The organism is Ferrovibrio sp. GW821-FHT12D07 (genome assembly GCF_058807275.1).
The window spans coordinates 1,016,230-1,039,257 of the sequence record NZ_JBXAQN010000001.1; the positions used below are offsets into that span (position 1 = coordinate 1,016,230).

A 23,028-nucleotide genomic window follows, 5' to 3' on the forward strand; every position below is an offset into this window, starting at 1 on the left:
GAAAGCCGTCAGTCGGCCTTCTGCTGCAGCTCTTCCGGAACCTCCGGCTCGTCGTCGTTCGGTGCATCCACCTCTGGATCGACACCCATCGGATCGTTGGGGATTTCAATCCGGACATCGTTCAGGTCCATGTTCAGATCGGCATCTAGCCAGTAGGTCACCATCTCCGGCCAGAAGATCAACATGCCAACCAGGATCAATTGCAGGATAACCCAGGGGATCGCGCCCCAATAGATATCCGAACTCTTCACCGATTTTGGTGCGATGCCGCGCAGGTAGAATAGCGCGAAACCGAATGGCGGATGCATGAACGAGGTTTGCATGTTGGCGCCGAGCATGACGCCGAACCAGATCAGGTCGATGCCCAGCTTCTGCGCCACCGGTGCCAGCAGCGGGATGATGATGAAGGCGATCTCGAAGAAATCGAGGAAGAATGCCAGGAAGAAGACGAAGATATTGACGAAGATCAGGAAGCCGACAGCGCCGCCGGGCAGGCTGGTCAGCAGGTGCTCGATCCACAGATCGCCATCCACGCCGCGGAAGGTGAGGCCGAAGACCGTGGAACCGACCAGGATGAACACCACCATGGCCGTGATGCGCATGGTCGAGCCCATGCCCTGCCACATCAGGTCCCAGGTCAGCCGCTTGTGGATCGCAGCCAGCGCAATGGCGCCGACAGCGCCCATGGCACCGCCTTCGGTCGGCGTGGCCAGGCCCATCAGGATGGTGCCGAGCACCAGGAAGATCAGCACCAGCGAGGGTACGATGCCCCAGAGGATTTTCTTGGTCAGCGCCCAGCCCTTGATGGTGCGGGCTTCGGGCGGCAGGGCCGGAACCCATTCCGGCTTGAAGATGCTGACGCCGAAGATGAACAGGCAGAACAGGGCAACCTGCATGATGCTGGGGCCGATGGCGCCGGCATACATGTCACCGACCGAACGGCCGAGCTGGTCGGCCAGGACCACCAGCACCAGCGACGGCGGGATCAACTGCGTGATGGTGCCAGAGGCGGCGATCACGCCGGTGGCAAGCCGCATGTCGTAGCCGTAGCGCATCATCACCGGCAGCGAGATCAAGCCCATCGCGATGACGGAGGCCGCCACGGTGCCGGTGATGGCGCCGAGCACGGCGCCCACCAGAATGACCGCGTAGGCGAGACCGCCGCGGATCGGGCCAAAGGCCTGGCCCAGGCCGTCCAGCAGATCTTCAGCCAGGCCGCAGCGTTCCAACACCGCCCCCATGAAGGTGAAGAAGGGAATGGCCAGCAGCAGGTCGTTGGCCATGATGCCGAAGACGCGCTCGGGCAGGGCCTGCAGCAAGGCGGTTGAGAAGAAGCCTTGCTCGATGCCGATGAAGCCGAAGAACAGGCCGACGGCAGCAAGCGAGAAAGCGACCGGATAGCCGATCAACATGAAGACGACGAGTCCCCCGAACATCAGGGGCGCCATCCAATCCAACGGAATCATCTCTGGTATCCTCGAAGTCTGAATGTCACGCTGGCTTACTGCAGCGGCTTTTCATATTTGATGATCAATTCTGCATGACCCTGCAGCGCGGCAATGCGCTTGATGATCTCGGATAGACCCTGGAGGGTGAGCAGGAAGAAGCCGATCGGCACGCAGATCTTGATCGGCCAACGCAGCAGGCCGCCGGCGTTAGTCGACATCTCGTGGATGCTGTAGGAGTTGTAGAACATCGGCCAGGACAGCCAGCCGATGATGACGGTAGCCGGCAGCAGGAAGAAGATGCCGCCCAGCAGGTCGATCCAGAGCTGAGCGCGCGACGAGACGTTGCCATACACCAGGTCGACGCGGACATGCTCGTTGCGGTTCAGCGTGTAGGACGCGCCCAGCAGGAACATTGCACCGAACATGTACCACTGGATTTCCAGCCAGGCGTTCGAGCTCATATTGAATAGATAGCGGGTAAAGGCATTGCCCGCGCTGATCACGCAGGACAGCAACACAAGCCAATTGGCGACCCAGCCGATCCAGGTATTGAAGCGATCGACCGCGGTGCTGAAAGCCAGAAGTAACCGCATATAACTCCCCCCTTCGTGCCGGACGGTCAGTCCGGATCGTGGATGGCACGCGGTATGAAATCCGGAACCATTCCCTGTTTGCGGGGCTGTTTATTATTCTATGCGGGTCGTTCTATCCAGCCCCGGCCGACGACCGGGGCTATATATAAGCTACTGCCCGCGAATGAGGCATAAAATTTTTGTAAAATCGGACACTTAGGGCGTTTTCAGCCCATTTCCCCGGTGCTGGGGTTGTAGTTGTTAATCGTCCGGTGGACCACATCCAGCAGGTTGCGCTGGATCGGGTCCTGACCATTCAGGATCAGGGTGAAGGCGACCCGGGTCAGACCCAGTTTCGAGGCCACCTGGTCCAGGGTGATCCCGCGGGCCCGGCAGGCCGTGCTGACCTGATCAAACGAGCCCTTGTCGAGGAAGACCCGGCCCCATTCATCGCGGCCGGTCAGGCGGATCGGCTTGAGATCGGTGGTGGGCTGTGCATTGCGCGCTGTCTGCTTGGCGGCCGAGGCGGTGCCGACGACCGGTACGGTACGGCCGCTGCGCTGCGGCGGCCGGTAGTCGGGTTCACGTTCAAAGACTTCGAGCTGCGGGGCCTGGTCGATCAGGTGCTGCAGCATTTTGCGCATGTGATCCAGCAGGTCGCCTGCGCCGCCGCCGGCATCGGGACCGTCGATCAGCATGCTGCTGAGTTCTTCCAGCCGCTTGAGCCGGGAGGCGAAGAATTCCCGTGCGCCATAGGGCAGCGCCGAGCGGGCCTCGATGAGGTTCTCGAGGTAGCCCTGCTTGATATCGATTTCCATTTTGAGAATCTTGGCCCGCATCTGCACCACATAGCGGCGCAGTTCGTCGCGGCGGCCGGTCTTGAGTACCGAGAGGCGGCTCTCGGCCACTTCGGCGGCCTGATGGAACTCGTCGACCAGGCTGGAGAACTTACGGAAGCCCGAAACGGTATTGCGCTTCTCACCCGGATCTTCAGTGAATTTGAAGATCTGGATCGCGCGCTGCTCGATCTTGGAAACCAGTTCGTTGGCTTCCTGGTTATGAGCTTGGTTATCGGCAATCATCGGGCGGGAGTGTGTTTCCGGTGTGGTTACATTAACCTTAACACAATCCCGTGATTTGGCGAACCGCCTGGTTACCCCGCCAAAAGGATAGGGTGCACCGCCGAAGGATTTGTCTGTGGCGGCTCAGGCGGTCCGCAGGCCTTCCCGCTCGACCCAGGCCTCGGTCTTGGCCAGCGCCCGCTCGAACCGGTCGAACAACTCGTCGATCTCGCTTTCGGTGATGATCATCGGCGGGCAGAAACCCATGACATCCCCGCCCATGGCGCGATTGATCAGGCCTTCCTCCTGCGAGAAGTTCATGCAGGCCGCGCCGACGCCGGCGGTGGGGGCGAAATTGCGTTTGGTCTTCTTGTCGGCGACCAGTTCGACACCGCCGATCAGGCCGATCCCGCGGGCCTCGCCGACCAGCGGGTGGTCGGCCAGTTTTTTCAGCCGCGTCAGGAAGCGCGGCGACACATGGTTCACATGGTCCAGGATATTGCGCTCCTCATAGAGCTGCAGCGCGCGGAGCGCCACGGCGGCGGCGACCGGGTGGCCACCATAGGTGAAGCCGTGGCCGAAGGTGCCGATTTTGCCGGAGTTGTCGCGGATCACTTCATAGACATGTTCCGGCACCAGCACGGCCGAGATCGGCAGATAGGCGCCGGACAGCTGCTTGGCACAGGAGATGAAATCAGGCTTGTAGTCGAAGGTCTGGGCGCCCCACCATTCGCCAGTGCGGCCGAAGCCGCAGATCACTTCATCTGAGACGCTGAGGATGTCGTGCTTCTTCAGCACGGCCTGGATGGCAGGGAAATAGCCCTTCGGCGGCAGGATCACACCGCCGGCGCCCATGACCGGCTCGGCGAAGAAGCCGGCGATGCTGTCGGCCCCTTCCTCGGCGATGAAGGCTTCCAGATTGCGGGCCAGGCGGGCGACAAAATCGGCCTCGCTCTCGCCTGCTTCTGCAAAGCGGTAATGGTGCGGGCAATCAACATGCTTGATGCGGGCGATCGGCAGGTCGAAGTCACGATGGTTGGCGGGCAGTCCGGTCAGGCTGGCGCTGGCTACAGTGACGCCGTGATAGCCCTTCATGCGGCCGAGGATGGTCTTCTTCTCGGGCTTGCCGCGGGCATTGTTGTAATACCACATCAGCTTGATCAGCGTGTCGTTGGCGCCTGAGCCGCCTTCGGCGAAGAAGACCTTGCCCACGGGCAGCGGGCTCAGGGCCTTCAGCTTCTCGGCCAGTTCCACCACCGGTCCGGTCGTCTTGTGCCCGAAGCCGTGATAGTAGGGCAGCTTGCGCATCTGCTCGATGGCGGCGTCCACCAGGGCTGCCTCGCTGAAGCCCAGGCCCGCGCACCACAGGCCGGCCATGCCCTCGATATATTCCCTGCCCTGGTCGTCATAGACATAGATGCCCTTGCCGCGCTCGATCACCAGCGGGCCGGCGATCTCATGCTTCACCATGTTGGTATAGGGGTGCATGACATGGGCGATGTCGCGGGCGGCCATGGAATTCGGACGAGGGGAATTCGGGCGCGGGGCATTGGGCATGGCGGTCATGGCACTCTCCGGGCGGAATGATCTGTTCAGTAGACGGCGAAATCGTCACCCTGTCAAAACGGCCGGTTGTCGAACCGGGCACTCCCTCGCTAGGCTCCTGTCATGACCCAGCCCGATCTCACGCTTTCATCCCCTGCCGATGGCCTGCTGCTGCGCGGTTATGCTTGGTTACCCGCCGGCATGCCGCAGGCTGTGGTGGTGATCGCACACGGCATGGCCGAACATGCCGCACGCTATGCCCGTTTCGCCGCCGCGCTGAACATGGCCGGCTTCGCCGCCTATGGCTTCGATCATCGCGGCCATGGCTATACGGCAGCCACGGCCGGCGATCTGGGCCGCATGGGCGAACGCGACAGCTGGAACCGGGCGGTGGGTGATCTGGCGGCAGTCTGCCGTATGACGGCAGAACGTCATCCCGGGGTGCCGGTGCTGCTCTTTGCCCATTCGATGGGCTCCTTCATGGCGCAGCAGCTGCTGTATCAGCATGGGGACCTGCTGGCCGGCTGTGTGCTCTGCGGTTCCAACGGCAAGCCGCCGGCGATTGCGGCACTGGGACGTCTGGTGGCGCGGCTGGAGCGTCTGCGTCATGGCCGAAATGGCATCAGTCCGCTGATCCAGACACTATCCTTCGATGCCTTCAACAAACGCTTCGAACCGGCGCGCACGGAATTCGACTGGCTGTCGCGCGATGCGGCCGAGGTCGACAAATATATCGCCGATCCTTTCTGCGGCTTCCCGATCAGCACGCAGTCCTGGGTCGATCTGCTGGACGGGCTGGACGCGATGGCACAGCCTGGCAACCAGGCGAGAATCCCGAAAAACCTGCCGATCTTCGTGATCGCCGGCCGGCATGATCCGGTATCCGGTGGCGGCAAGGGATTGCAGCAGCTGCTGGACGCCTATGCGGCGGCCGGGCTGACCCGGGTGGAAAGCCGTTTCTACGATGAGGCGCGGCACGAATTGCTGAATGAGACCAATCGCGATGCAGTGACGGCGGATGTGATCGCCTTTATGCGCCGCTGCCTGGCCTAGCTTTCTTCCGCAGTCGTATCGGTCAACAGATTGCCATAGACCTTGTTCAGCAGGGTCTTGAGCTGTCCGATTTCGGCATCACTCAGACCGGTGAGCGCCGTGCGCTCCAGCAGGGCGGCGGCCGGGGTGAGCGATGCAGTAAGGGCGGTGCCGGCCGCGGTCAGGCGGATGGCGATGGCGCGTGCATCGCCGCTGTCGCGTTCACGCACCACCAGCGCCGCGGCTTCCAGGCCGCCAACCAGGCGCGACAGCGTCGAGACCTCGATGCTGGTGCGGGTGGCAAGCTCGGTCAGCCGCTGGCCATCGCGTTCGCGCAGCGCGGCCAGCACGCGCCAGTCCTGCAGTGTGACGCCAGCGCGCCGCAATTCGGCGCCGAAACGCAGCGCCAGTGAAACGCCGGCCCGATTGATCAGGTAGGGAAGATAATCATCCAGCCGCAGCGGTGATGGCGCAGGCCCCTGTGGGCCGGAATCCGATGCGGCGGGCGAGACGTCGGTCGGCGGGTGGGCTGCCATGGGCGACGCCGCAGCGTCAGGCGCCGAGCTTGCCTATGACGGCTTCGATCTTCTGCTTCATGGTCGCGGCGTTGAACGGCTTGACCATGTAGTTGTTGACGCCAGCCTGGATGGCAGTCTTCACCATCTCGGTGTCACGCTGACCGGTGGCCATGATGAAGGGCATGCGCTTGGTCAGTGGATTGCTGCGGATGGTCTTGAGCAGCGTCAGGCCATCCATCCCGTCCATGTTCCAGTCGGAGATGATCAGGTCGAATTTGTTCGAGCCGATGGCGACGAGTGCTTCCGCGCCGCTTTTGGCTTCAACGACATTCTTGATGCCGATTTCTTGCAGACAGTAACGCGCGATACCGCGCATGCTCATCTGATCGTCGACAATCAAAACTCTAAGAGTGCTAGCCGAAGGCATATCGCCCCTCGTTCTTCCTCAACGCAAACCCGCCGCAGCCTTCCTGGCCGGCGGCACCCGATTCAAGGCTTAACATCATGGTTTTTAGCGTAAAAAACAAGGTTCCTCAACGCTGTTTGCAACGGTTCAGGATCTCGGAGGCGACCTGCCCGATCGCCACTTCAGCCTGTACCGCACCGACCAGTTTCGCCGCTTTGGGCATGCCATAGACCAGGCTGGTGGACTCGTCCTGGCCAATAGTCTGGGCGCCGGCCTCCAGCATTTTCTTAAGGCCGGTGGCGCCATCCTTGCCCATGCCGGTCAGGATCACGCCAATGGCATTATGCCCCGCATGCTCAGCCACCGAATTGAAAAGGACGTCAACGGAAGGCCGGTGACCGGAGACCGGCGGATCATGGTTAAGTTTGGTGTAATAGTGGCCGCCGGAGCGATGCAGTGTCAGATGGAAGTCGCCCGGGGCGATATAGACGTGGCCGGGGAAGACGCGGACATTGTCCTTTGCTTCCGTCACGGTAACCGCCGACAGCGAGTCGAGTCGGGCGGCAAAGCTGCCGGTGAAGCGCGGCGGCATATGTTGAGTGATCAAGATCGGCGGGCTGTCGGGCGGCAGGACGGTGATGACTTCCTTCAGCGCCTCGACTCCGCCGGTGGACGACCCGATCGCCACGATGATGTCGGTCGAGTTGAAGCCCGGGCCCGGGGTCAGCCGCTTGGGCGTGTGACCTTCCGGCGGCCGGTTGCGCGCCACGACGCGGGCGGTGGAGGCCATCTTGACCTTGGCGATCAGGTCGGTCCGGATCTCTTCCAGGGCATGCTTGATGTCCAGGGTCGGCTTGGGCACGAAGTCGACGGCGCCCATTTCCAGCGCCTGCATGGTGATGGTGGCGCCCTTCTGGGTCAGGGTAGACACCATCACGACCGGCATCGGCCGCAGCCGCATGATCTTTTCGAGGAAGGAGATGCCGTCCATGTTCGGCATCTCGATATCTAACGTCAGGACGTCCGGATTGAGTTCCTTGATCATGGTGCGGGCGATCAGGGGGTCGGGGGCGGCGCCCACCACCTCAAGTTCAGGGTCGCTGGATAGCGCCGCCGTCAGCAGCTGACGGATCAGCGCGCTGTCATCCACGATCAGAACTCGAATTCTCTTACCGGCCACGATGAGCTCCGCGCGTATTTTTACGCGATCTTGCGATGGATGTTGCGACCAAGCAGCTTGAACCGTTCGGTGATGCCGAACAGGTTTTCCGAATGGCCGATATACAGGAAGCCGCCCGGCGCCAGCATGTTGGCGTAGCGGTCGAACAGCACGCGCTGGGTGTCCTTGTCGAAATAGATCACCACGTTGCGGCAGAAAATCACGTCAAACGGGCCTTTCATGGGCCATTTGTCGATCAGGTTGAGGTGCTTGAAGCTGATCAGGTTCCGCGCCTCTTCCACCACACGCACCTTGTCGGTGCCGTGGGGCTCGAAATACTTCTTGGCGATGTCGGCAGGCATGCCTTCCAGCGCGGTCGCCGCATAGAGGCCTTCGGAGCCGCGCCGCACCATCTCGGTGTCGATATCGGTCGCCAGGATCTTGGCATCCCACTGCTTGATGTCAGGCATCGAGCGCAACAGCGTGATCGCCGTGGAGTAGGGTTCTTCACCGGATGAGCAGCCGGCCGACCAGATGCGAAGCCGGCGGCCCTGGCTGACGGCGCGGGCGCGCACTTCCTGCAGGGCCGTGGTGGCCAAATGCTCGAAATGGTGATTCTCGCGGAAAAACTTGGTGAGATTGGTGGTCAGCGCATTGAGCGTGGTGCCCAGTTCATCGCGCCCGGCATCCGAGCCGATGAATTCGATATACTGGCGGAAGCTCTTCATGCCCAGTTTGCGTAGGCGCTTGGCCAGACGGGCATAGACCATATTGTGCTTGGTCGGCCCCAGCTCGATGCCGGTGCGCTCTTTCAGCATGGACCGCAGATAATCGTAATCCCCGGTGGAGAAACTGAATTCCCGGTCTTCAGCGGAAGGAATATCGGCGTTTGCCATCTGGGATGTTATGCGCTGCGATCAGGCGGCCGCGCCGGCTTCCGACGGACCCGCCAGCATCGGCTTGCCGGTGTTGTCGGCAGCTTCCAGCATACGTTCGGAGAACATGCGCTCCAGGCCGATCAGGCCGACCATGCGCTCGCCCACGGTGATCAAGCCTTCCATGAAGCCCAGGCCGCTGACCTGCTCCATGCTGGGCATGGGGCGGATCTCGTCCTCGTTGATCGTGATGATGTCCGACACCGCGTCGACCAGGATGCCGACAATGCGGGAGGCGATCGAAACGATGATGACGACGTTGTACTTGGTCGGTTCGGTGCGCGGCATGCCGAAGCGGGCGCGCAGGTCGAAGATCGGCACGATGGCGCCACGCATGTTGATGACGCCGCGCACCACTTCGGGCGTGTTCGGCAGCGGGGTGGTCTCCGACCATGCCCGGATTTCGCGCACGGCCATGATGTCTACGCCGTATTCTTCATTGCCGACCGTGAAGGAGACGAGCTGCACGGTGCGGCTGGAGCGCGCGGTCTGTTCTGCCTCGGATGCCATACGGACTCTCTCCTGACTTACGCTGCGGGCGCCGCGAGGCGCGGGCGGGCGCCGCGCGGTTCATGCTCCGCGATATGCTTGATGCCGGCCACATCCAGAATGAGCGACACGCGGCCGTTGCCCAGAATGGTGGCGGCGCCGACACCGCGGATCGGGTCGAAATTCTCTTCCAGGCTTTTGATAACCACCTGCTGCTGGCCGATGATCTCGTCCACGACCAGGCCCATCTTCCCGCCGTCTTCCAGCTCCACGATGATGACCAGCGCCTTGGTCGGATCGTCGATGCCCATCGGCACCTTGAAGATGCGGTGCAGATAGACCAGCGGCACATATTCGCCGCGGATACGCAGCAGCTCGCCCTGGTTGGCGACGATGTTGATCTGCTCCGATTCCGGACGCAGGCTTTCCACGATATTGGCAAGCGGCAGGATGTAGGACTGCACGCCGACCTTGAGCACCATGCCGTCGAGTACCGCCAGTGTCAGCGGCAGGGTCAGGATGAAGGATGAGCCCTGGCCGGGGCGCGACTGGATGTGAACGCGACCGCCCAGCGACTGGATATTCTGGCGCACCACGTCCATGCCGACCCCGCGGCCGGAGATGTTGGACACCGTATCCGCCGTTGAGAAGCCGGGCAGGAAGATCAGGTTGTCGATTTCCTCGTTGCTCAGCACCGCATCGGGTGCGACGAGCTTCTTCTCGATCGCCTTCTGCATCACCTTGTCGCGGTTGATGCCGCGGCCATCGTCGGTGATTTCAATCACGATGCGGCCGCCGCGCTGGTCGGCCGAGACATGAATCACGCCTTCGGCCGGCTTGCCGGCAGCAACGCGGTCATCCGGGCCCTCGATGCCATGATCGCAGGAATTGCGGATCATGTGGGTCAACGGATCGCCCAGCTGCTCGATCACCGTCTTGTCGATTTCGGTGTTCTCGCCACTCATGTCGAGGCGGATTTTCTTGTTGGTCATCATCGCCAGTTCGCGCACCAGGCGCGGCAGGCGGGCAAATACGCTTTTCACAGGCTGGGCGCGCATCGCCATCACGCTTTCCTGCAGATCGCGGATGTGATGCGAGAGTTCGGCCAGGCCGTTGGCGAGTTCGGGGTGCTGGTCGGCATGCAGATGTTCGGTCTGCTGCGCGATCATGGCATGCGTGATGACCAGCTCGCCGACCATGTTGACCAGCTTGTCGACGCGGTCGAGATCAACGCGGATGGAGCGCACCTGCTTGGCATCGCCACCGCCGCCGCCACCTGCGGCACCGGCACCGGCACCGGCACCAGCTTCAGCCTTGGCGGCAGCCGGCTTGGGCGCGGCAGCTTCGGGTTTCGGCGCAGCAGCGGCAACCGGTGCGGCGGCCGGCTTGGGCGCAGCAGCTTCAGCCTTCGGTGCAGCAGCCGGCTTGGGCGCGGCGGCTTCGGCTGGTTTCGCGGCAGCAGCGGCCGGCGGGTTCAGGCAGGTAACTTCCAGCAGGCAGTCGTCGAGTACGAATTCGAAGACTTCCCGGATCGCGGCTTCGCCGCGATCGGTCTCGATCTCGAATTCCCATTTGATATAGGCGCCTTCGGGCTGGATCTGGTCGATCGCCGGCACGGCCTCGGCATCGGCCCTGGCCATGAAGCCGCCGAGTTCGCGCAGTTCGCGGATCAGGATCAGCGGCTCGTTGGCGCGCTGGTAGAGCGCATCACGCGGCTCGAACTTCACCAGGTATTTCAGCAGTGGCGCCTTGGCGGGCGCGGCGGCGGCCGCTTCAACAGCAGGCTCCGGCTCGGCTTCAGGTTCCGCCTCGGCCGGCACGGCGGCCGGTTCGTCGTCGAGACTGCCGCCGGCGAGTTGCGCGTCCAGTGCGGCCAGCGCCGCATCGGCGGCATTCGGATCGGCATCGATGCCGATGCTGGCGGCCAGGTCGATCAGCGACTTGCGGCCTTCGCTTTCATGATCGGGCGGCAGGTCGGTGCCGTTCTGCGCGGCCTTCACCAGGTCGGAGAGAATGTCGGCGCAATGCAGCACCAGCAGCACGGAATCCGGCGTCGGCTCCAGGCGGCCGTCGCGCATCAGATCCAGCACGGTTTCGAAAATATGGGCAAAGGCGACCAGGCGGTCGAAGCCGAACGCGCCGGCGCCGCCCTTCACCGAATGGATGGCGCGGAAGACGGCGTTCAGCGTGTTGTTGTCGCCTTCGCCGGCCTGGAGCGCCATCAGATGGCCTTCCAGATCGCCGAGCAGCTCCTCGCACTCCGAGAAGAAGGTCTGCTTGAATTGCTCTAGATCATCCATTGGCGCGTCCCGCTTCTGCTCCGCGTCGCCGTTCCGTTTTCAGCCGCTTACGGGCTGACCTTACGGATAACTTCCAGCAGCTTGCCCGGATCGAACGGCTTGACGATCCAACCCGTGGCGCCTGCACTGCGGCCTTCTTCCTTCTTCGACTGGCTGCTTTCGGTGGTGAGAATCAGCACCGGAATGGCCTTGTTCTTGGGCTGCTTGCGCAGCTCCTTGATGAAGGTGATGCCATCCATTACCGGCATGTTGATGTCGGTGATGATCACGTCGATATTGCTGTTGGCTTCGAGCAGGTCCAGACCTTCCTGGCCGTTCTCGCCCTGAATGACCTCAAAGCCGCCCTGCTTCAGTGCGAATTGCAGCATCTGCAGCATGGTCTTTGAATCGTCGACAGTAAGAACGCGTTTGGTCATGTCTGTACCGGCCATTTCATGAGAAACGAGAAGAGGCCCAGATCGTCAAAGGCGGATACGAAGGCGTCGCTGGGGGCTTTCACGACAAAAGCGATGCCGTGCTCCTCCATATGCTTCGCCGCCGACAGCAGGATCTGCACGCATGGCGTGGAAAGACGTTCCACTGCCGAGGCGTCGATCACGATTTTGCCGCCCTGGGACAGAATCTCGTGGAAGCTATGCAAAAGGGGTTCGGCGGCGCGCAGATCCATGCTCGCCGCCAAGGCGATCTGGGTTGCATCATCCGTCTTTGTGACCGTGAACGAGTCCATCCACATTCCCCCGGAACACCCGCAAGGCGGGCGTCAGCCTACCCCGTGGAGGGGCTTGGCTTTGTTAGGATAAGCCTAGCCGAGGGGGCGCAGGGACGGAAGGGGGATGCATCGGGGGTTATCAAAAAACCACAATTAGCCCCGTGGCTTCCGTGGCAGCGGAAGGTGCTCGAAAAATAGCCCTATTGGGCGCGGCTCAGGTCGACCGTAGCGTGCTGACGTGCCTGCAACATCCGCTTGATCTCGTGATAGCGCTGGCGCAGCTCCTGACGGGTGCCGCCGGCAAGCTGGAACATCATCATGATGGCGTTTTCCAAGTCTTCGGCGCAGCGCCCGATACTGTCAAGGTCGCCGTCGGCCATCTCGGTCTCGCCCAGCTGCCGCAGATAATCGGCGATCCACAGCGAGTGTACCGCAAGTTGCGACAGCGAGAGGCCGTGAAAATTGGTCTCGGTGTTGAAGCGGTCGTTGATCCGCGGCGGCGGCACGATCATGGTCTGGCGGGTCACGCCGTCCCGGTCGCGACGCGGCTGGATATCCTCGATATCCTCGGCCTCGATATCGATGATCGGATCGACGGAATAGGAATGGCTATATCCGGCATCATCGTGGCCGGAATCTGCATCGCGATCTGCGAACAACCCTTGATCGAGATCCACGGGTGTTCCAATCCCTAAAAAAGTCACGGTGTCTGTGGCGAATCGGACCGTCGGCCCGAGTCGGGTAGACCTTAGCCACCGCGATTCCGGGGGTCAAGGAGGAACCGCGATATCACGGATTCCTCAGCCCTATGGGCTACCAAATATTGGGTTATGCAGGAAAAGGCAGGAAATCAGCCAACGCCGCCGATGCGGGCGCCGGTCTTGAGCACGACCTTCTGCAGACCGGACACCAGCTCGCGGCCGATGGCGCCGCCATCGCCGCTGATTTTCTGGCTCAGCACGACATAGAGCGCGTCGATATGCGGCGAGACGACGGCGGCGCTGACAGTCGCCGCTGCATCATTCAGGCAATGCTCGAGATAATTGCTCAGATAATGCGTGATCGTGGTGACCAGCGGATAGCCGAAGGTGCCGCCCAGGCCTTTCATGTCCCAGCAGATGCGCAGCATGTGTTTCACGCTGTTCGGATCGTCCAGGTTGGTCTGCTTGAGTTCTTCGAAAGCAGTGCGCATGCGGCCAAGATCGTCGTCGGCCCATTTGGCATACATCTTATGCCCAAGCACCTGCACGGCGATCTCGGCTTCCTTGATCGCTTCCTTGTCGATGCCGCCGCCGCCGACCTTCATCTTGAGGTAATTCGGCGGCGTAACGAATTCGGCTCCGCCCGCCTTCTTGTCGTCGGCGTTTGCGTTGGTCTTGGCGTCGTTATCGGCCATGTTGGGTATCAACGCTCCTCATGCGACGGCATAACACGCCGCCACGGTAACACCGGCAAGGTAAACATCCCGTGTGACAGCCGCAACCGAATACGCAGTTCTCAGCATAGGGACTAAAAAAGCTCGACTTCACTTTTATGTGCGGCTGCAGAAGTGCCAGATCCTGCATCCTCCGAGGGCGCGCCCAGCAGGTAGTGCTGAAAATGGGTGCGCACCTGCTCCAGGGTCTGACTGGCCACCAGGCCTTCACCCCAGCCCGCGGCGCGATCGGTCAGGCGCGGTGCCCATTCGCGGCCCGACTGGTCGCGGATGATGTCTTCAACATAGCGCAGGGCATTGATCACATGCTGCTGGCGCTGGCTGCGCAGGTCATCGCTCTGCATGAGGCTGACCACTTCGCCCATCACCGGCGAGCCCGGAAGCTGCTTGCCCAGCTCGACCAGCTTGGCCGCAAAGGACTGCGCATTGGCGCTCTGCACCTTCTGCAAATCCTCAACTTCTTCCTTGATGGCCAGCAGGACGAGCGCAATGAAATCCAGCAGCTCGCGCGCTCCGGCCGGCGACACGCCCGTCGCCTCCGTACTGCCCGATTGCGTCTTTCGATTGTCCTGCGACAGCGCCGGAGCCTTCCCCATAGAGCCAATTCTTCCATAATTGCCGCGGATATGCACTCTTCCCGAGGCAACCCGCTGATATCTTTTTGTTATTCGCCCAGTGGTATTACGACCACCGGTTGATCGTTCGTGCCCCCAAGTCTCTTGCCTGCACAGTGGGCAATGTTGGCATATAAGGGAAATTAAAAGCTGATAACCAGTCGTCACGGGCATATGTGCGCTGTGGGAAACATGCTAACTACCTGATCAAACAGGGGGCCACGAGCGGATATGGATCCGATCGATATCAAGGAGATGCTGCATCACCATCATCTCTGGCTGAAGGGGATGCCCACAGGCCAGCCGGCGGATTTCTCCGGCAAGGATTTGAGCGGTGCTGACCTGAGCGGCGCAGACCTGCGCCGGGCGTCATTCCGCATGACCAATCTGCGTGCTGCCAAGCTGGCCAAGGCCCAGCTGATGCAATGCGACATGTTCAAGGCCGATCTGTCCAATGCCGATCTCTCGGATGCCGATCTCACCCGCGCGGACCTGCGCGGTGCGACGATGGAGCGGGTGAACATGGCCGGCGCCAATCTCACCGGCGCCAATTTCCGTCGCGGCCTGGAACTGGGGCAGAACCCGAAAGAGGGCATCGAAGTCCTGCGTCTGAACGTGACGGGCAGCAATTTCGCCGGCGCCACCATGATCGGCGTCGATGCACTGGGCGCGGATTTCAGCGGCAGCAACCTGGCGGGCGCCAACCTGCAGGATGCGGCACTCACCGATTGCCAGCTGGTCAGCGTTGATTTGTCGGGTGCCGATCTTGCCGGCGCAACGCTCGCCAGCGCCAATCTCGTGGGTGCTGAGCTGGCCGGTGCCAATCTCGCCGGCGCGACGCTGCAGGGCGCCAATCTCACCGATGCGCATCTGCACGGTGTGGACCTGAGCGATGTCGAGGTGTCCGGCGCCAATGTGGTGATGGCCAACATGGCGGTCGAGCATGCGACGGCCGCGCCGAAACCGTTGAGTGAAGACGAAATCAAGGCTGCGCTCGCCGCCCATAAGAGCTGGGTCGGCGGTGGCGATGGCCGGCCTGCCAATCTGCGCGGGCAGGATCTGAGCGGCTTTGATCTGAGCGATCTCGACCTGTCCGGCATCAAGCTGCGCGGCGCCGCCATGCGCGACGTGACGCTGGACAATACCACCCTGCAGTTCGCCGACCTGTCCGGTGTCGATCTGCGCGGCTGCAGCGCCAAGGCTACAACCTTCGCCGGTTGCAACCTGACCGGCGCCGACCTGCGCAACAGCCGCCTGCACGGCAGCCGCTTCGGCAGTGCCGAAATTCTGAGTGCCAAAGGCGAACAGACCGGGCGCAGGATATATACTGACCTCTCCGGGGCCCGCCTGAACGGGGCGGTCCTTGAGGGCGTGGACTGGGGTGATGCGATCCTGCATGACACCAGCGGTCTTGAACCCTGACCGGCGCATAGCCATGATGACCCGATGAACACGACGCCTGGCAGCATCCTGCGCCGCCCCCCGACCGCCGATGGCGGTGCTTCGGGGGATCGTCGTCGTTATTACGACCCCATTCTGAAGGTCAATGTGGTCCAGGTCTTCCAGGGCGATTTCTTCGTCTCGACCCGCGAGGGCGAGATGCTGGCTACCGTTCTGGGCTCCTGTGTGGCCGCCTGCATCCGCGATCCCGTGGCCGGGGTGGGCGGGATGAACCATTTCCTCCTGCCCGACAAGGGCGGGGACACCAATCCGGATTTGCCGTTTTCCGCCTCTTTGCGCTACGGTAGCTACTCCATGGAGCAGCTGATCAACGGAATCCTGGGCGCCGGTGGCCGCCGCGAACGCCTGGAAGTGAAAATCTTCGGTGGTGCCAACGTGCTGGCCGGGTTGCGCGGCATCGGCCACCAGAATGCCGACTTCGTCGAACGCTATCTCAAGGATGAAGGCTTCCGCATCATGGGCAAGGATTTGCGCGGCACGCTGCCTCGCAAGGTCCAGTATTTCCCCTCGACCGGCATCGTCCGCATGAAGCAGATCGAGGATGCCAGCGCGAAGGCCGTGTTCCAGCGCGAGAGCACCAAGAAGATCACTGCCGTGCAGACGACGGCGGGCAGCATCGAACTCTTTGACTGAACGGCACAGGCGCTTTCGGTCATGACTTATAAACTCAATAACGTTGCAGTGCTGGTGGTCGACAGTAACCACAACCACATGCAGCTTATCAAAGAGGTTTTGCGACCGCTTGGCGTGGCGCGCATCGCAGAGTGCATGAATGCGAAAGATGCGCTGACCTATCTCGAAAACAACGTCGTCGACATCATCTTCACCGAATGGCACATGGACGGTGAAATGGATGGTCTTGGCTTGGTTGAGTGGATACGCAAGAATCCCGCCTCCAAGAATGTGTTCGTTCCCATCGTGATGGTGACGGCGCAGTCGGAGGAGTGGAAGGTGATGAAGGCGCGCGATGTCGGCGTCACCGAATTCCTGGTCAAGCCCTTCTCGGCCAAGACCATGGCGCGCCGTATCACCGTCGTGGTCGAATATCCCCGCCAGTTCGTGCGCACCGACGATTTCTTCGGCCCCGATCGCCGCCGCCACAAGGTGTCCAACTATACCGGCGAGGAGCGCCGCAAGGACATGATGGAAAAGGGCGACCAGCAGATGGACGATGCCGCCGTCGAGCGGCTGCTGAACGAAATCTGAGCCATTCGGCCCCCGGGAGCGGCCCGGTGCTGCAATCCCGGCTTGACGGACTTCCGTCACAGGACCAAGATTCATACCACCAGAGTCGATTTGGGAGGTCAGCCGTTTCGGCATGAGCGAGGTTGTCGCCTTGCATCAGTTCCGGCGTTCGATGCCTGAGGATACCGCTTCGCCAGGGGCGGCTCCGGGTGCGGATGCAAAGCTGATCGTCGCCAGAAGCACCGACCCCAGGCCGGCAGTAGAGCCGGCCGTATTTTTTGATCGCCGCGAATTCAATCTGATCCTGAATCTCTATGCCCGCATGGTGGGGCAGGGCGAATGGCGCGACTATGCCATTGGCCATGATCGTGAAAGCTGCAGCTTCGCGGTATTCCGCCGCACGGCCGACGGCGCGCTTTACCGCATCGTCAAGACGCCGAAGCTGGCGCGCAAGCAGGGCGCTTTCGCCATCATCGCCCAGGGCGGCCGCGTGCTGCGCCGTGGCCGTGACCTTGCCGTCATGCTGCGCTTCTTCGAGCCCAAGCGCGAAGCGGTCTTCTGATTCCCCAAAAGAAAAGGCCCCCGTCCAGCGAACGAGGGCCTTTCCAGATCGAATGCTTGAAAGCGATTAGGCCTTCTTGGCCTTCTTCGCCGGCTTGGCAGCCTTCTTTTCGCCAGTCTTCTTCTTCTCAGCCTTCTTCTTGGCGGGCTGAGCGGTCTGGGCTTCGGCGGCAGGGGCGAAGGCAGGGGCAACAGCGCCAGCCAGGAAGCCAGCCATCACGAAAGCAGCGGCGATCGTCTTGAAACGGGTCAACATCGGGGTCCATCCCTTAAAACAGTGTTGCTGCATACCTGCACGAATCACAGGCTGCATCACGATCATTCTTGCGCCTGTCTTCGCGGAACGGCAATGGCCGATATTTTATCTGCGACACTCTGTCGGTTTACGATATTTTTATACTGACGTGACAGAAGCCATGTCCCGACGATGCTTGGCCACAGACGGACGCTCGGCCAGCCGGCGTTCGAAATGCGGTTTTACTGCAGCATTTTCGCCACTTTCCACACCTGCGCGCAGCCACAATTGCCAGAACAGATCGCGTTGCGCGTGACTGCCGCCGATCTGCTGCAGGCCTTGTAACGCCGCAGGTAATTTTTCGAATACCTCGCGCCACGCGCCGCGGCCATAGGCGGCGACGCCTTCGGCCAGCGGCAATCCGACGCCGCGCCAGATACGCCCGGCCAGATGATCAGGCTGCGCATCGACATACGTCTGCAGGCTTTGCAGCAGACGCTGGACGGCAGCATCGCGGCCGGCGCGGCTTAACCCCAACAGGTAATGCGCATCCAGAAACGGCTCGACATGCTCGGGCCCGCGGCGCTCCAGGTAATCGGCAACATCCTGCCAGCGCTCGCCCACATCCAGGCCGGCGATTTCCAGTCGCGCCAGCAGCGCCACGGCGTTCACCTGGTCCTGGCTGTAGTCCTTCACCAGGCCCCAGACTTGCTGGTCATACAGCCGCAGCGCGGCATCGGGCTGGTCGCAGTCGATGGCGAAAAGCCCGACATGCCACCAGTTATGGCTGCGCATGAAGGAATTCCTGTCGGTCCAGGTATCGGCCAGCGCCGTCATCGTCTCCAGGCCCTCGGTGCAGCGACCCTGGGCTTCCATCACATGTGCGAGAGCATGATGTGCCCAAGGTTCACCGCGCTTGAGGCTGATGGCATGGCGGGCGGCCGTCTCGGCTTCCTCCAGCCGGTTCATCTCCTCCAGCCCGAAGGCCAGCATGCCATGCATCTCGGCGCGCGCGCGGTGCACCGGCAGCGCGGCCTCGGCCACCGCCAGCATTCCGGCCAGATCGCCGACATGGAACATGTGATATTGCGCCATCTTCATGGCCGGCAGATCGTCGGGCCAGCGGGCGCTCAGGTCGCGGCAAAGCGCTATGGCGGTCTCCACATCACCGTTTGCCCAGGCCGTCACCTGGGCATGCCACAGCCGCTCGCGTTCGGTGGCGTTATGCAGATGTGCTTCGGCGCCCGCCAGCCAGGGCCTGGCCCTGGTGATGGATTGGCCGGTCTGCAGGAACATCTCCAGCGCCGCGGCCTTGGCCTGTGCCATCACGCAGGCCGGATCGGCCTTGGCGGCGGCCCAGATCGCGGCGGCCGTGGTGCCATAGGTGAGGAAGCTGGTGTCGAAGGTGTTCAGGCCCTCGATGGCGGCCGGATTATCGGTGGCGACGTCCAGGCCCCACTGATCCTGCAACATGCCCGTATCGTCCTTACCGGCCTTGCCAGTCGTTGATCTTGTCCAGCGGATACATCGGCCGGCGCAGATTGGCGTAGTCGAGGATGCTATTGTCCGAGGTGGTGACGCCTTCGCCGTCCAGCGTGAAAGTCGCCTTGGCCAGCGGCGCGAAGCCGGCGCGGTAGTGGATGCGCGACTTCAGTAGCAGGTAGCGCTTGTGCTCGGGCTCGATGCCGACCGAGCGGAACACGCCGGTATCCCAGGGCTCGTGATGTCGCGAGACGACCACGATCTGCATGCGGCCCTCCACCTCCAGCACGGCTGTCGGGCCCATCATGACCTTGTAGCCGGTATACATCGGGCCGCGCACGATCCACTCGCCATCAGTCACCGTGCGCACCTTGCCGGTCAGCTTGAGCGGCTTGCCTTTAAGATTCAGCGACGGCATGTCGCTCTTGCCGCCCAGTTCCAGCGTCACCGTGGCGCCCACGCCGGCCTTCTGCATCACCTGCACGGCCTCGGGGTCCCAGACCGCGCCGACGGCCACGTCTTCCAAGCCCTGTTTCAGCACTTCGGCGATCACCATCATCACATCCTGCGTGCCGCCCGAGCCGCAGTTGTCGGCATGATCGAGCAGGACGACGGGACCATCCTTCAGCTTCTTGGCCTTGGCCACGGTCTCGGCCAGATCGCGATGCTGGTAGATGTGGATGTCGCGCTTGTCCCAGACCTGGGCTGCGATCTTGTCGGCTGCCACATCCGCCTGCTGCTGGTCGTCGCCCACCGTGATGACCGTCGTGCCGGCGTCCTTGATATCCGCCATGGCGAAACCGCCGAATACGCTGGCGCAGGGCAGGCCCTTCGCTTCTTCATCGACGCAGGCCTGGATCGCCGATTTCATGGGCTCATCATCCGTGCCCTGGCACAGCGTCTGCGACAGCAGCGGCAACTGGCGCAGTGCCATTGCCGGCTGCTTGCGCTTGCCGGCCATAAATTCCAGCACCACGCGGCCGACCTGCTGCGCCACCACATCCATGTCGACATGCGGATAGGTCTTGTAGCCGATCAGCGCCGTGCAGTTGGCCACCATCTTGGGCGTCAGGTTGCAATGCAGGTCCAGCGTCACGGCAATCGGCAGATCGGGCGCGATCTGGCGGATCTGCTCCAGCAGCGTGCCTTCGCCGTCTTCCACCCCGTCCACCACCATGGCGCCATGCAGGTCAAGCAGACAGCCGTCACAGCCGGCGCGCACGGCATCCAGGATCGGATCGGTCAGGCGCTTCCAGGCATCCTTGGTGACCTTGCCGCCGGGCATGGCTTCGGCCGCCATCGGCAGCACCACCTCGGCGCCGAATTCCCTGGCCAGGTTCAGGTAGACCCCCAGCGGCATGTTGGTCTTGGCATAGGCGTCGATGGCGGCCTGGCCGGTATAGAGACCCCAGGCCTCAAAGCGGGCGAAATCGGTGACAATTGGCGAGAAGGTGTTGGTCTCGTGCTTCACCATCGCAAGGACAAGCTTCATCGGACGGGCGATCCTTTGGCAGAATTCGTAAGCCGGCGAATAAAGCTTAAGACTGCCGGATCGGGCTTGTCACGGGGAACCTCATGGTCCGCCCTTTGGTTCGCGATAAAATGGGGCGCGCATGAAAAAAGCCCCGGCAGTTGCCTGCCGGGGCCTCGATCTATTCCGGTCTAAGCCGGGATCATTCGTTCTTCTGGCCGAACAGGTTCAGCAGGGCCATGAAGATGTTCAGGAAGTTCACATACAGCGAGGTCGCGCCGAAGATCGCCTGCTTGGTCTGGATGTCCGACGGGTCGCCTTCATAGAACTCCGACTTGATGCGCTGCGTATCGAAGGCGGTCAGGCCGGTGAAGACCAGGACCGTGATCGCCGAGATGGCGAACTGCAGCACGCTCGAGCCCAGGAAGATGTTCACGATGCTGGCGATCATCAGGCCGATCACGCCCATGAACAGGAAGCTGCCCATGCCGGTCAGGTCGCGCTTGGTCGTGTAACCCCACAGGCTCATCGCGCCGAACATTGCGGCGGTGATGAAGAAGATGCGCAGGATCGAAGTGCCGGTGTAGACCATGAAGATGGTCGACAGCGACAGGCCCATCGTGGCGGTGAAGGCCCAGTACAGCCCCTGCACGGCGCCGGCCGAGAGCTTGTTGGCGCCGAAGCTCATCACCAGCAGCAGGCCGATCGGAGCCAGCATCACCACAAAGGCGAGGCCGCCCGAGAAGAGGGTGCTCATGAGGGCAGGCGACTGCGAGGCCAGCAGGGCAACGATGGCGCTGAGCGCCAGGCCCGAGCCCATGTAGTTGTAGACCCGCAGCATGTAGCTGCGCAGGGCCTCATCGACCACCGCACGGTCGATCGTGGCGGTGCCGTAGCCATAGCGCGGCTGGTTGAACGGGGTCGACATGGTGTTGCCTCCTCAGACAATGGTTGTGATCAGCATATTGTCAGTGCCGGAGCGGATTTCAAGCGTAAACACCGCATAAAATTCTTATATAAGTCATTCATAAACCGCACATTCTTTCCGCAAGCCCTAGCGCCGCAGGCGGCCAGGCGCAGCCGGTGGTGTGCCGCGCGCCCTCGTCAGCCGGCGGCGGATCGCGTATGACGGGCCGCCTTTTCCCCTGAAAACACCCGGACCGGCGGAAAACCGCCAGCCGACAGAGAGTCTCATGTCCGATTCGCCCGCCGGCCAGCGCACGCCCAGTCAGCGCTCACTTTGGCAGCTCACCCTGATCCTGGGCGCGTTGAGCGCCTTCACGCCGCTGGCGGTCGACATGTACCTGCCCGGCCTGCCGGCACTGGAGCGGGCGCTCGCCACGGATGCCGGCAAGGTGCAGCAGACCCTGTCGCTGTTTTTCCTCGGCCTTGCCATCGGACAGCTTTTCTATGGCCCGGTCAGTGACCGCTACGGCCGTCGCGCGCCGCTGCTGATCGGCAACCTGCTCTATATCGGCGCCTCGGTCGCCTGCGCGCTGGCGACCAATATCGACAGCCTGATCGCCGCGCGTTTCGTGCAGGCCTTTGGCTCCTGCGCCGGGCTGGTGATCTCGCGCGCCATGGTGCGCGACCTGTTCGAGCCGCGCGAAGGTGCCCGCGTCATGTCGCTGCTGATGCTGGTGATGGGTGTGGCGCCGATCCTGGCGCCGCTGCTCGGTGGCTATGTTCTGGTCTGGTTCGACTGGCACGCGATCTTCTGGTTCCTCGCGGTTTTCGCCGCGATTGTTATGGTCGCCGGCCGGCTCTGGCTGCGCGAGACCCATGTGGCGCATCCCGAGGCGCGGCTGACCATCGGTTCGGCGCTGCGCAATTACGGCCAGTTGCTGCAACATCGCCGCTTCATGGGCTACACGCTGGCCTCCAGCCTCGGCATGGGCGGCATGTTCGCCTATATCGCCGGCTCACCCTTTGTCTTCATCGATCTGTTCCAGATATCACCGCAGGCCTATGGCTGGATATTCGGCATCAACGCCATCGGCATCATCGGCCTGTCGCAGGTCAACCGCGCGCTGCTGCGGCGTTTCACACTGGATGAGGTGCTGATCGTCGCCGTCAGCGTCATGGCCCTGTCCGGCGTGGTGCTGGTGCTGCTGACCGTGTTCCGGATCGGCGGCATGTTCGGCCTGTGGCTGCCGCTGTTCGTCTATATCGCCAGTCTGGGCACCGTGCTGCCCAATGCCGCCGCCAGCGCCATGGCGGGTGAGGCGCATCGCGCCGGCACGGCTGCCGCCCTGATGGGCACGCTGCAATTCACTGGCGGCGCCGTCACCAGCGGCCTGGTCGGCCTGCTGCATGACGGCACGGCACTGTCGATGGTGGTGATCGTCGGACTGTGCGGCCTGGGCGGGCTGTCGGCGCGCCTGATCCTGGTGCGCTAGCGGGTCGTCGG

The 23,028-nt window shown here is 62.4% G+C and carries 25 protein-coding genes; 6 read left to right on the top strand and 19 right to left on the bottom strand.

The genetic code is table 11. The features are described from left to right. Positions 1 to 8 precede the first annotated feature (8 nt). From AC1RRE_RS05135 to AC1RRE_RS05150, 4 genes are all read right to left on the bottom strand, one after another. Entirely contained in the window at positions 9 to 1,466 is a 1,458-nt protein-coding gene (locus tag AC1RRE_RS05135; RefSeq protein WP_492980023.1) for a TRAP transporter large permease, read from the bottom strand. Between the two features lie 35 nt (positions 1,467 to 1,501). After that, a complete protein-coding gene (locus AC1RRE_RS05140; RefSeq protein WP_492980024.1) occupies positions 1,502 to 2,041 on the bottom strand; it encodes a TRAP transporter small permease subunit in 540 nt (179 codons plus the stop codon). A gap of 206 nt (positions 2,042 to 2,247) precedes the next feature. Beyond that, complete coding sequence (locus tag AC1RRE_RS05145) at positions 2,248 to 3,102, bottom strand: hypothetical protein (protein ID WP_492980025.1); 855 nt, start codon at positions 3,100 to 3,102, stop codon at positions 2,248 to 2,250. A 123-nt stretch (positions 3,103 to 3,225) separates the two neighbouring features. Further along, a complete protein-coding gene (locus AC1RRE_RS05150; RefSeq protein ID WP_492980026.1) occupies positions 3,226 to 4,647 on the bottom strand; it encodes an aspartate aminotransferase family protein in 1,422 nt (473 codons plus the stop codon). Positions 4,648 to 4,749: 102 nt separating this feature from the next. On the opposite strand from AC1RRE_RS05150, the gene AC1RRE_RS05155 reads away from it, so the two are divergent. Then, positions 4,750 to 5,679: an alpha/beta fold hydrolase gene (locus tag AC1RRE_RS05155; protein ID WP_492980027.1), complete on the top strand. Its 930-nt coding sequence runs from the start codon at positions 4,750 to 4,752 to the stop codon at positions 5,677 to 5,679. Here AC1RRE_RS05155 and AC1RRE_RS05160 read toward each other — a convergent pair. The 11 genes from AC1RRE_RS05160 to AC1RRE_RS05210 form a co-directional block, all read right to left on the bottom strand. Continuing rightward, positions 5,676 to 6,194 carry a MarR family winged helix-turn-helix transcriptional regulator gene (locus AC1RRE_RS05160; protein ID WP_492980028.1) on the bottom strand — a complete coding sequence of 173 codons (519 nt, stop codon included), beginning with the start codon at positions 6,192 to 6,194 and terminating at the stop codon, positions 5,676 to 5,678. The two genes, AC1RRE_RS05155 and AC1RRE_RS05160, sit on opposite strands and share 4 nt — an antisense overlap. Positions 6,195 to 6,210: 16 nt before the next feature. After that, positions 6,211 to 6,603 (bottom strand): response regulator, encoded by a 393-nt coding sequence (locus AC1RRE_RS05165; RefSeq protein WP_492980029.1) that lies wholly within the window; start codon positions 6,601 to 6,603, stop codon positions 6,211 to 6,213. A gap of 106 nt (positions 6,604 to 6,709) precedes the next feature. Then, on the bottom strand, positions 6,710 to 7,762 hold the full coding sequence (locus tag AC1RRE_RS05170) for a protein-glutamate methylesterase/protein-glutamine glutaminase (protein ID WP_492980030.1): 1,053 nt from the start codon (positions 7,760 to 7,762) through the stop codon (positions 6,710 to 6,712). Positions 7,763 to 7,782: 20 nt separating this feature from the next. After that, the gene (locus AC1RRE_RS05175) at positions 7,783 to 8,637 is read right to left on the bottom strand and encodes a CheR family methyltransferase (protein WP_492980031.1); all 855 of its coding nucleotides are present in this window, start codon (positions 8,635 to 8,637) and stop codon (positions 7,783 to 7,785) included. A 21-nt stretch (positions 8,638 to 8,658) separates the two neighbouring features. Then, on the bottom strand, positions 8,659 to 9,186 hold the full coding sequence (locus AC1RRE_RS05180; RefSeq protein ID WP_492980032.1) for a chemotaxis protein CheW: 528 nt from the start codon (positions 9,184 to 9,186) through the stop codon (positions 8,659 to 8,661). A gap of 17 nt (positions 9,187 to 9,203) precedes the next feature. Continuing rightward, on the bottom strand, positions 9,204 to 11,465 hold the full coding sequence (locus AC1RRE_RS05185; RefSeq protein ID WP_492980033.1) for a chemotaxis protein CheA: 2,262 nt from the start codon (positions 11,463 to 11,465) through the stop codon (positions 9,204 to 9,206). Between the two features lie 47 nt (positions 11,466 to 11,512). Continuing rightward, positions 11,513 to 11,881, bottom strand: coding sequence for a response regulator (locus AC1RRE_RS05190; protein ID WP_492980034.1), 369 nt, complete (start codon positions 11,879 to 11,881; stop codon positions 11,513 to 11,515). Next, the gene (locus AC1RRE_RS05195; RefSeq protein WP_492980035.1) at positions 11,878 to 12,192 is read right to left on the bottom strand and encodes an STAS domain-containing protein; all 315 of its coding nucleotides are present in this window, start codon (positions 12,190 to 12,192) and stop codon (positions 11,878 to 11,880) included. The genes AC1RRE_RS05190 and AC1RRE_RS05195 overlap by 4 nt, the downstream gene beginning before the upstream one ends. 182 nt (positions 12,193 to 12,374) lie before the next feature. Next, positions 12,375 to 12,851: a hypothetical protein gene (locus AC1RRE_RS05200; protein ID WP_492980036.1), complete on the bottom strand. Its 477-nt coding sequence runs from the start codon at positions 12,849 to 12,851 to the stop codon at positions 12,375 to 12,377. Between the two features lie 173 nt (positions 12,852 to 13,024). Further along, on the bottom strand, positions 13,025 to 13,570 hold the full coding sequence (locus tag AC1RRE_RS05205; protein ID WP_492980037.1) for a hypothetical protein: 546 nt from the start codon (positions 13,568 to 13,570) through the stop codon (positions 13,025 to 13,027). A 113-nt stretch (positions 13,571 to 13,683) separates the two neighbouring features. Further along, positions 13,684 to 14,205: a hypothetical protein gene (locus tag AC1RRE_RS05210; protein WP_492980038.1), complete on the bottom strand. Its 522-nt coding sequence runs from the start codon at positions 14,203 to 14,205 to the stop codon at positions 13,684 to 13,686. 249 nt (positions 14,206 to 14,454) lie between these two features. On the opposite strand from AC1RRE_RS05210, the gene AC1RRE_RS05215 reads away from it, so the two are divergent. The 4 genes from AC1RRE_RS05215 to AC1RRE_RS05230 all read left to right on the top strand — a co-directional run bounded on the left by AC1RRE_RS05215 (position 14,455) and on the right by AC1RRE_RS05230 (position 17,431). Continuing rightward, on the top strand, positions 14,455 to 15,645 hold the full coding sequence (locus tag AC1RRE_RS05215; RefSeq protein ID WP_492980039.1) for a pentapeptide repeat-containing protein: 1,191 nt from the start codon (positions 14,455 to 14,457) through the stop codon (positions 15,643 to 15,645). 24 nt (positions 15,646 to 15,669) lie between these two features. Next, positions 15,670 to 16,317 carry a chemoreceptor glutamine deamidase CheD gene (locus AC1RRE_RS05220; RefSeq protein WP_492980040.1) on the top strand — a complete coding sequence of 216 codons (648 nt, stop codon included), beginning with the start codon at positions 15,670 to 15,672 and terminating at the stop codon, positions 16,315 to 16,317. 21 nt (positions 16,318 to 16,338) lie between these two features. Beyond that, entirely contained in the window at positions 16,339 to 16,890 is a 552-nt protein-coding gene (locus tag AC1RRE_RS05225; RefSeq protein ID WP_492980041.1) for a response regulator, read from the top strand. A 112-nt stretch (positions 16,891 to 17,002) separates the two neighbouring features. After that, a complete protein-coding gene (locus AC1RRE_RS05230) occupies positions 17,003 to 17,431 on the top strand; it encodes a DUF2794 domain-containing protein (RefSeq protein ID WP_492980042.1) in 429 nt (142 codons plus the stop codon). Positions 17,432 to 17,497: 66 nt separating this feature from the next. Here AC1RRE_RS05230 and AC1RRE_RS05235 read toward each other — a convergent pair whose 3' ends face one another. From AC1RRE_RS05235 to AC1RRE_RS05250, 4 genes are all read right to left on the bottom strand, one after another. Further along, positions 17,498 to 17,686, bottom strand: a complete 189-nt coding sequence (locus AC1RRE_RS05235) for a hypothetical protein (protein ID WP_492980043.1) — start codon at positions 17,684 to 17,686, stop codon at positions 17,498 to 17,500. A gap of 138 nt (positions 17,687 to 17,824) precedes the next feature. After that, positions 17,825 to 19,138, bottom strand: a complete 1,314-nt coding sequence (locus AC1RRE_RS05240) for a tetratricopeptide repeat protein (protein WP_492980044.1) — start codon at positions 19,136 to 19,138, stop codon at positions 17,825 to 17,827. Positions 19,139 to 19,151: 13 nt separating this feature from the next. Then, positions 19,152 to 20,639, bottom strand: a complete 1,488-nt coding sequence (locus tag AC1RRE_RS05245) for a M81 family metallopeptidase (RefSeq protein WP_492980045.1) — start codon at positions 20,637 to 20,639, stop codon at positions 19,152 to 19,154. A gap of 181 nt (positions 20,640 to 20,820) precedes the next feature. Continuing rightward, the gene (locus tag AC1RRE_RS05250; RefSeq protein WP_492980046.1) at positions 20,821 to 21,546 is read right to left on the bottom strand and encodes a Bax inhibitor-1/YccA family protein; all 726 of its coding nucleotides are present in this window, start codon (positions 21,544 to 21,546) and stop codon (positions 20,821 to 20,823) included. Between the two features lie 265 nt (positions 21,547 to 21,811). Between AC1RRE_RS05250 and AC1RRE_RS05255 the strand changes: the two genes are divergently transcribed. Next, entirely contained in the window at positions 21,812 to 23,017 is a 1,206-nt protein-coding gene (locus AC1RRE_RS05255; RefSeq protein WP_492980047.1) for a Bcr/CflA family multidrug efflux MFS transporter, read from the top strand. The last annotated feature ends 11 nt before the right edge of the window (positions 23,018 to 23,028 follow it).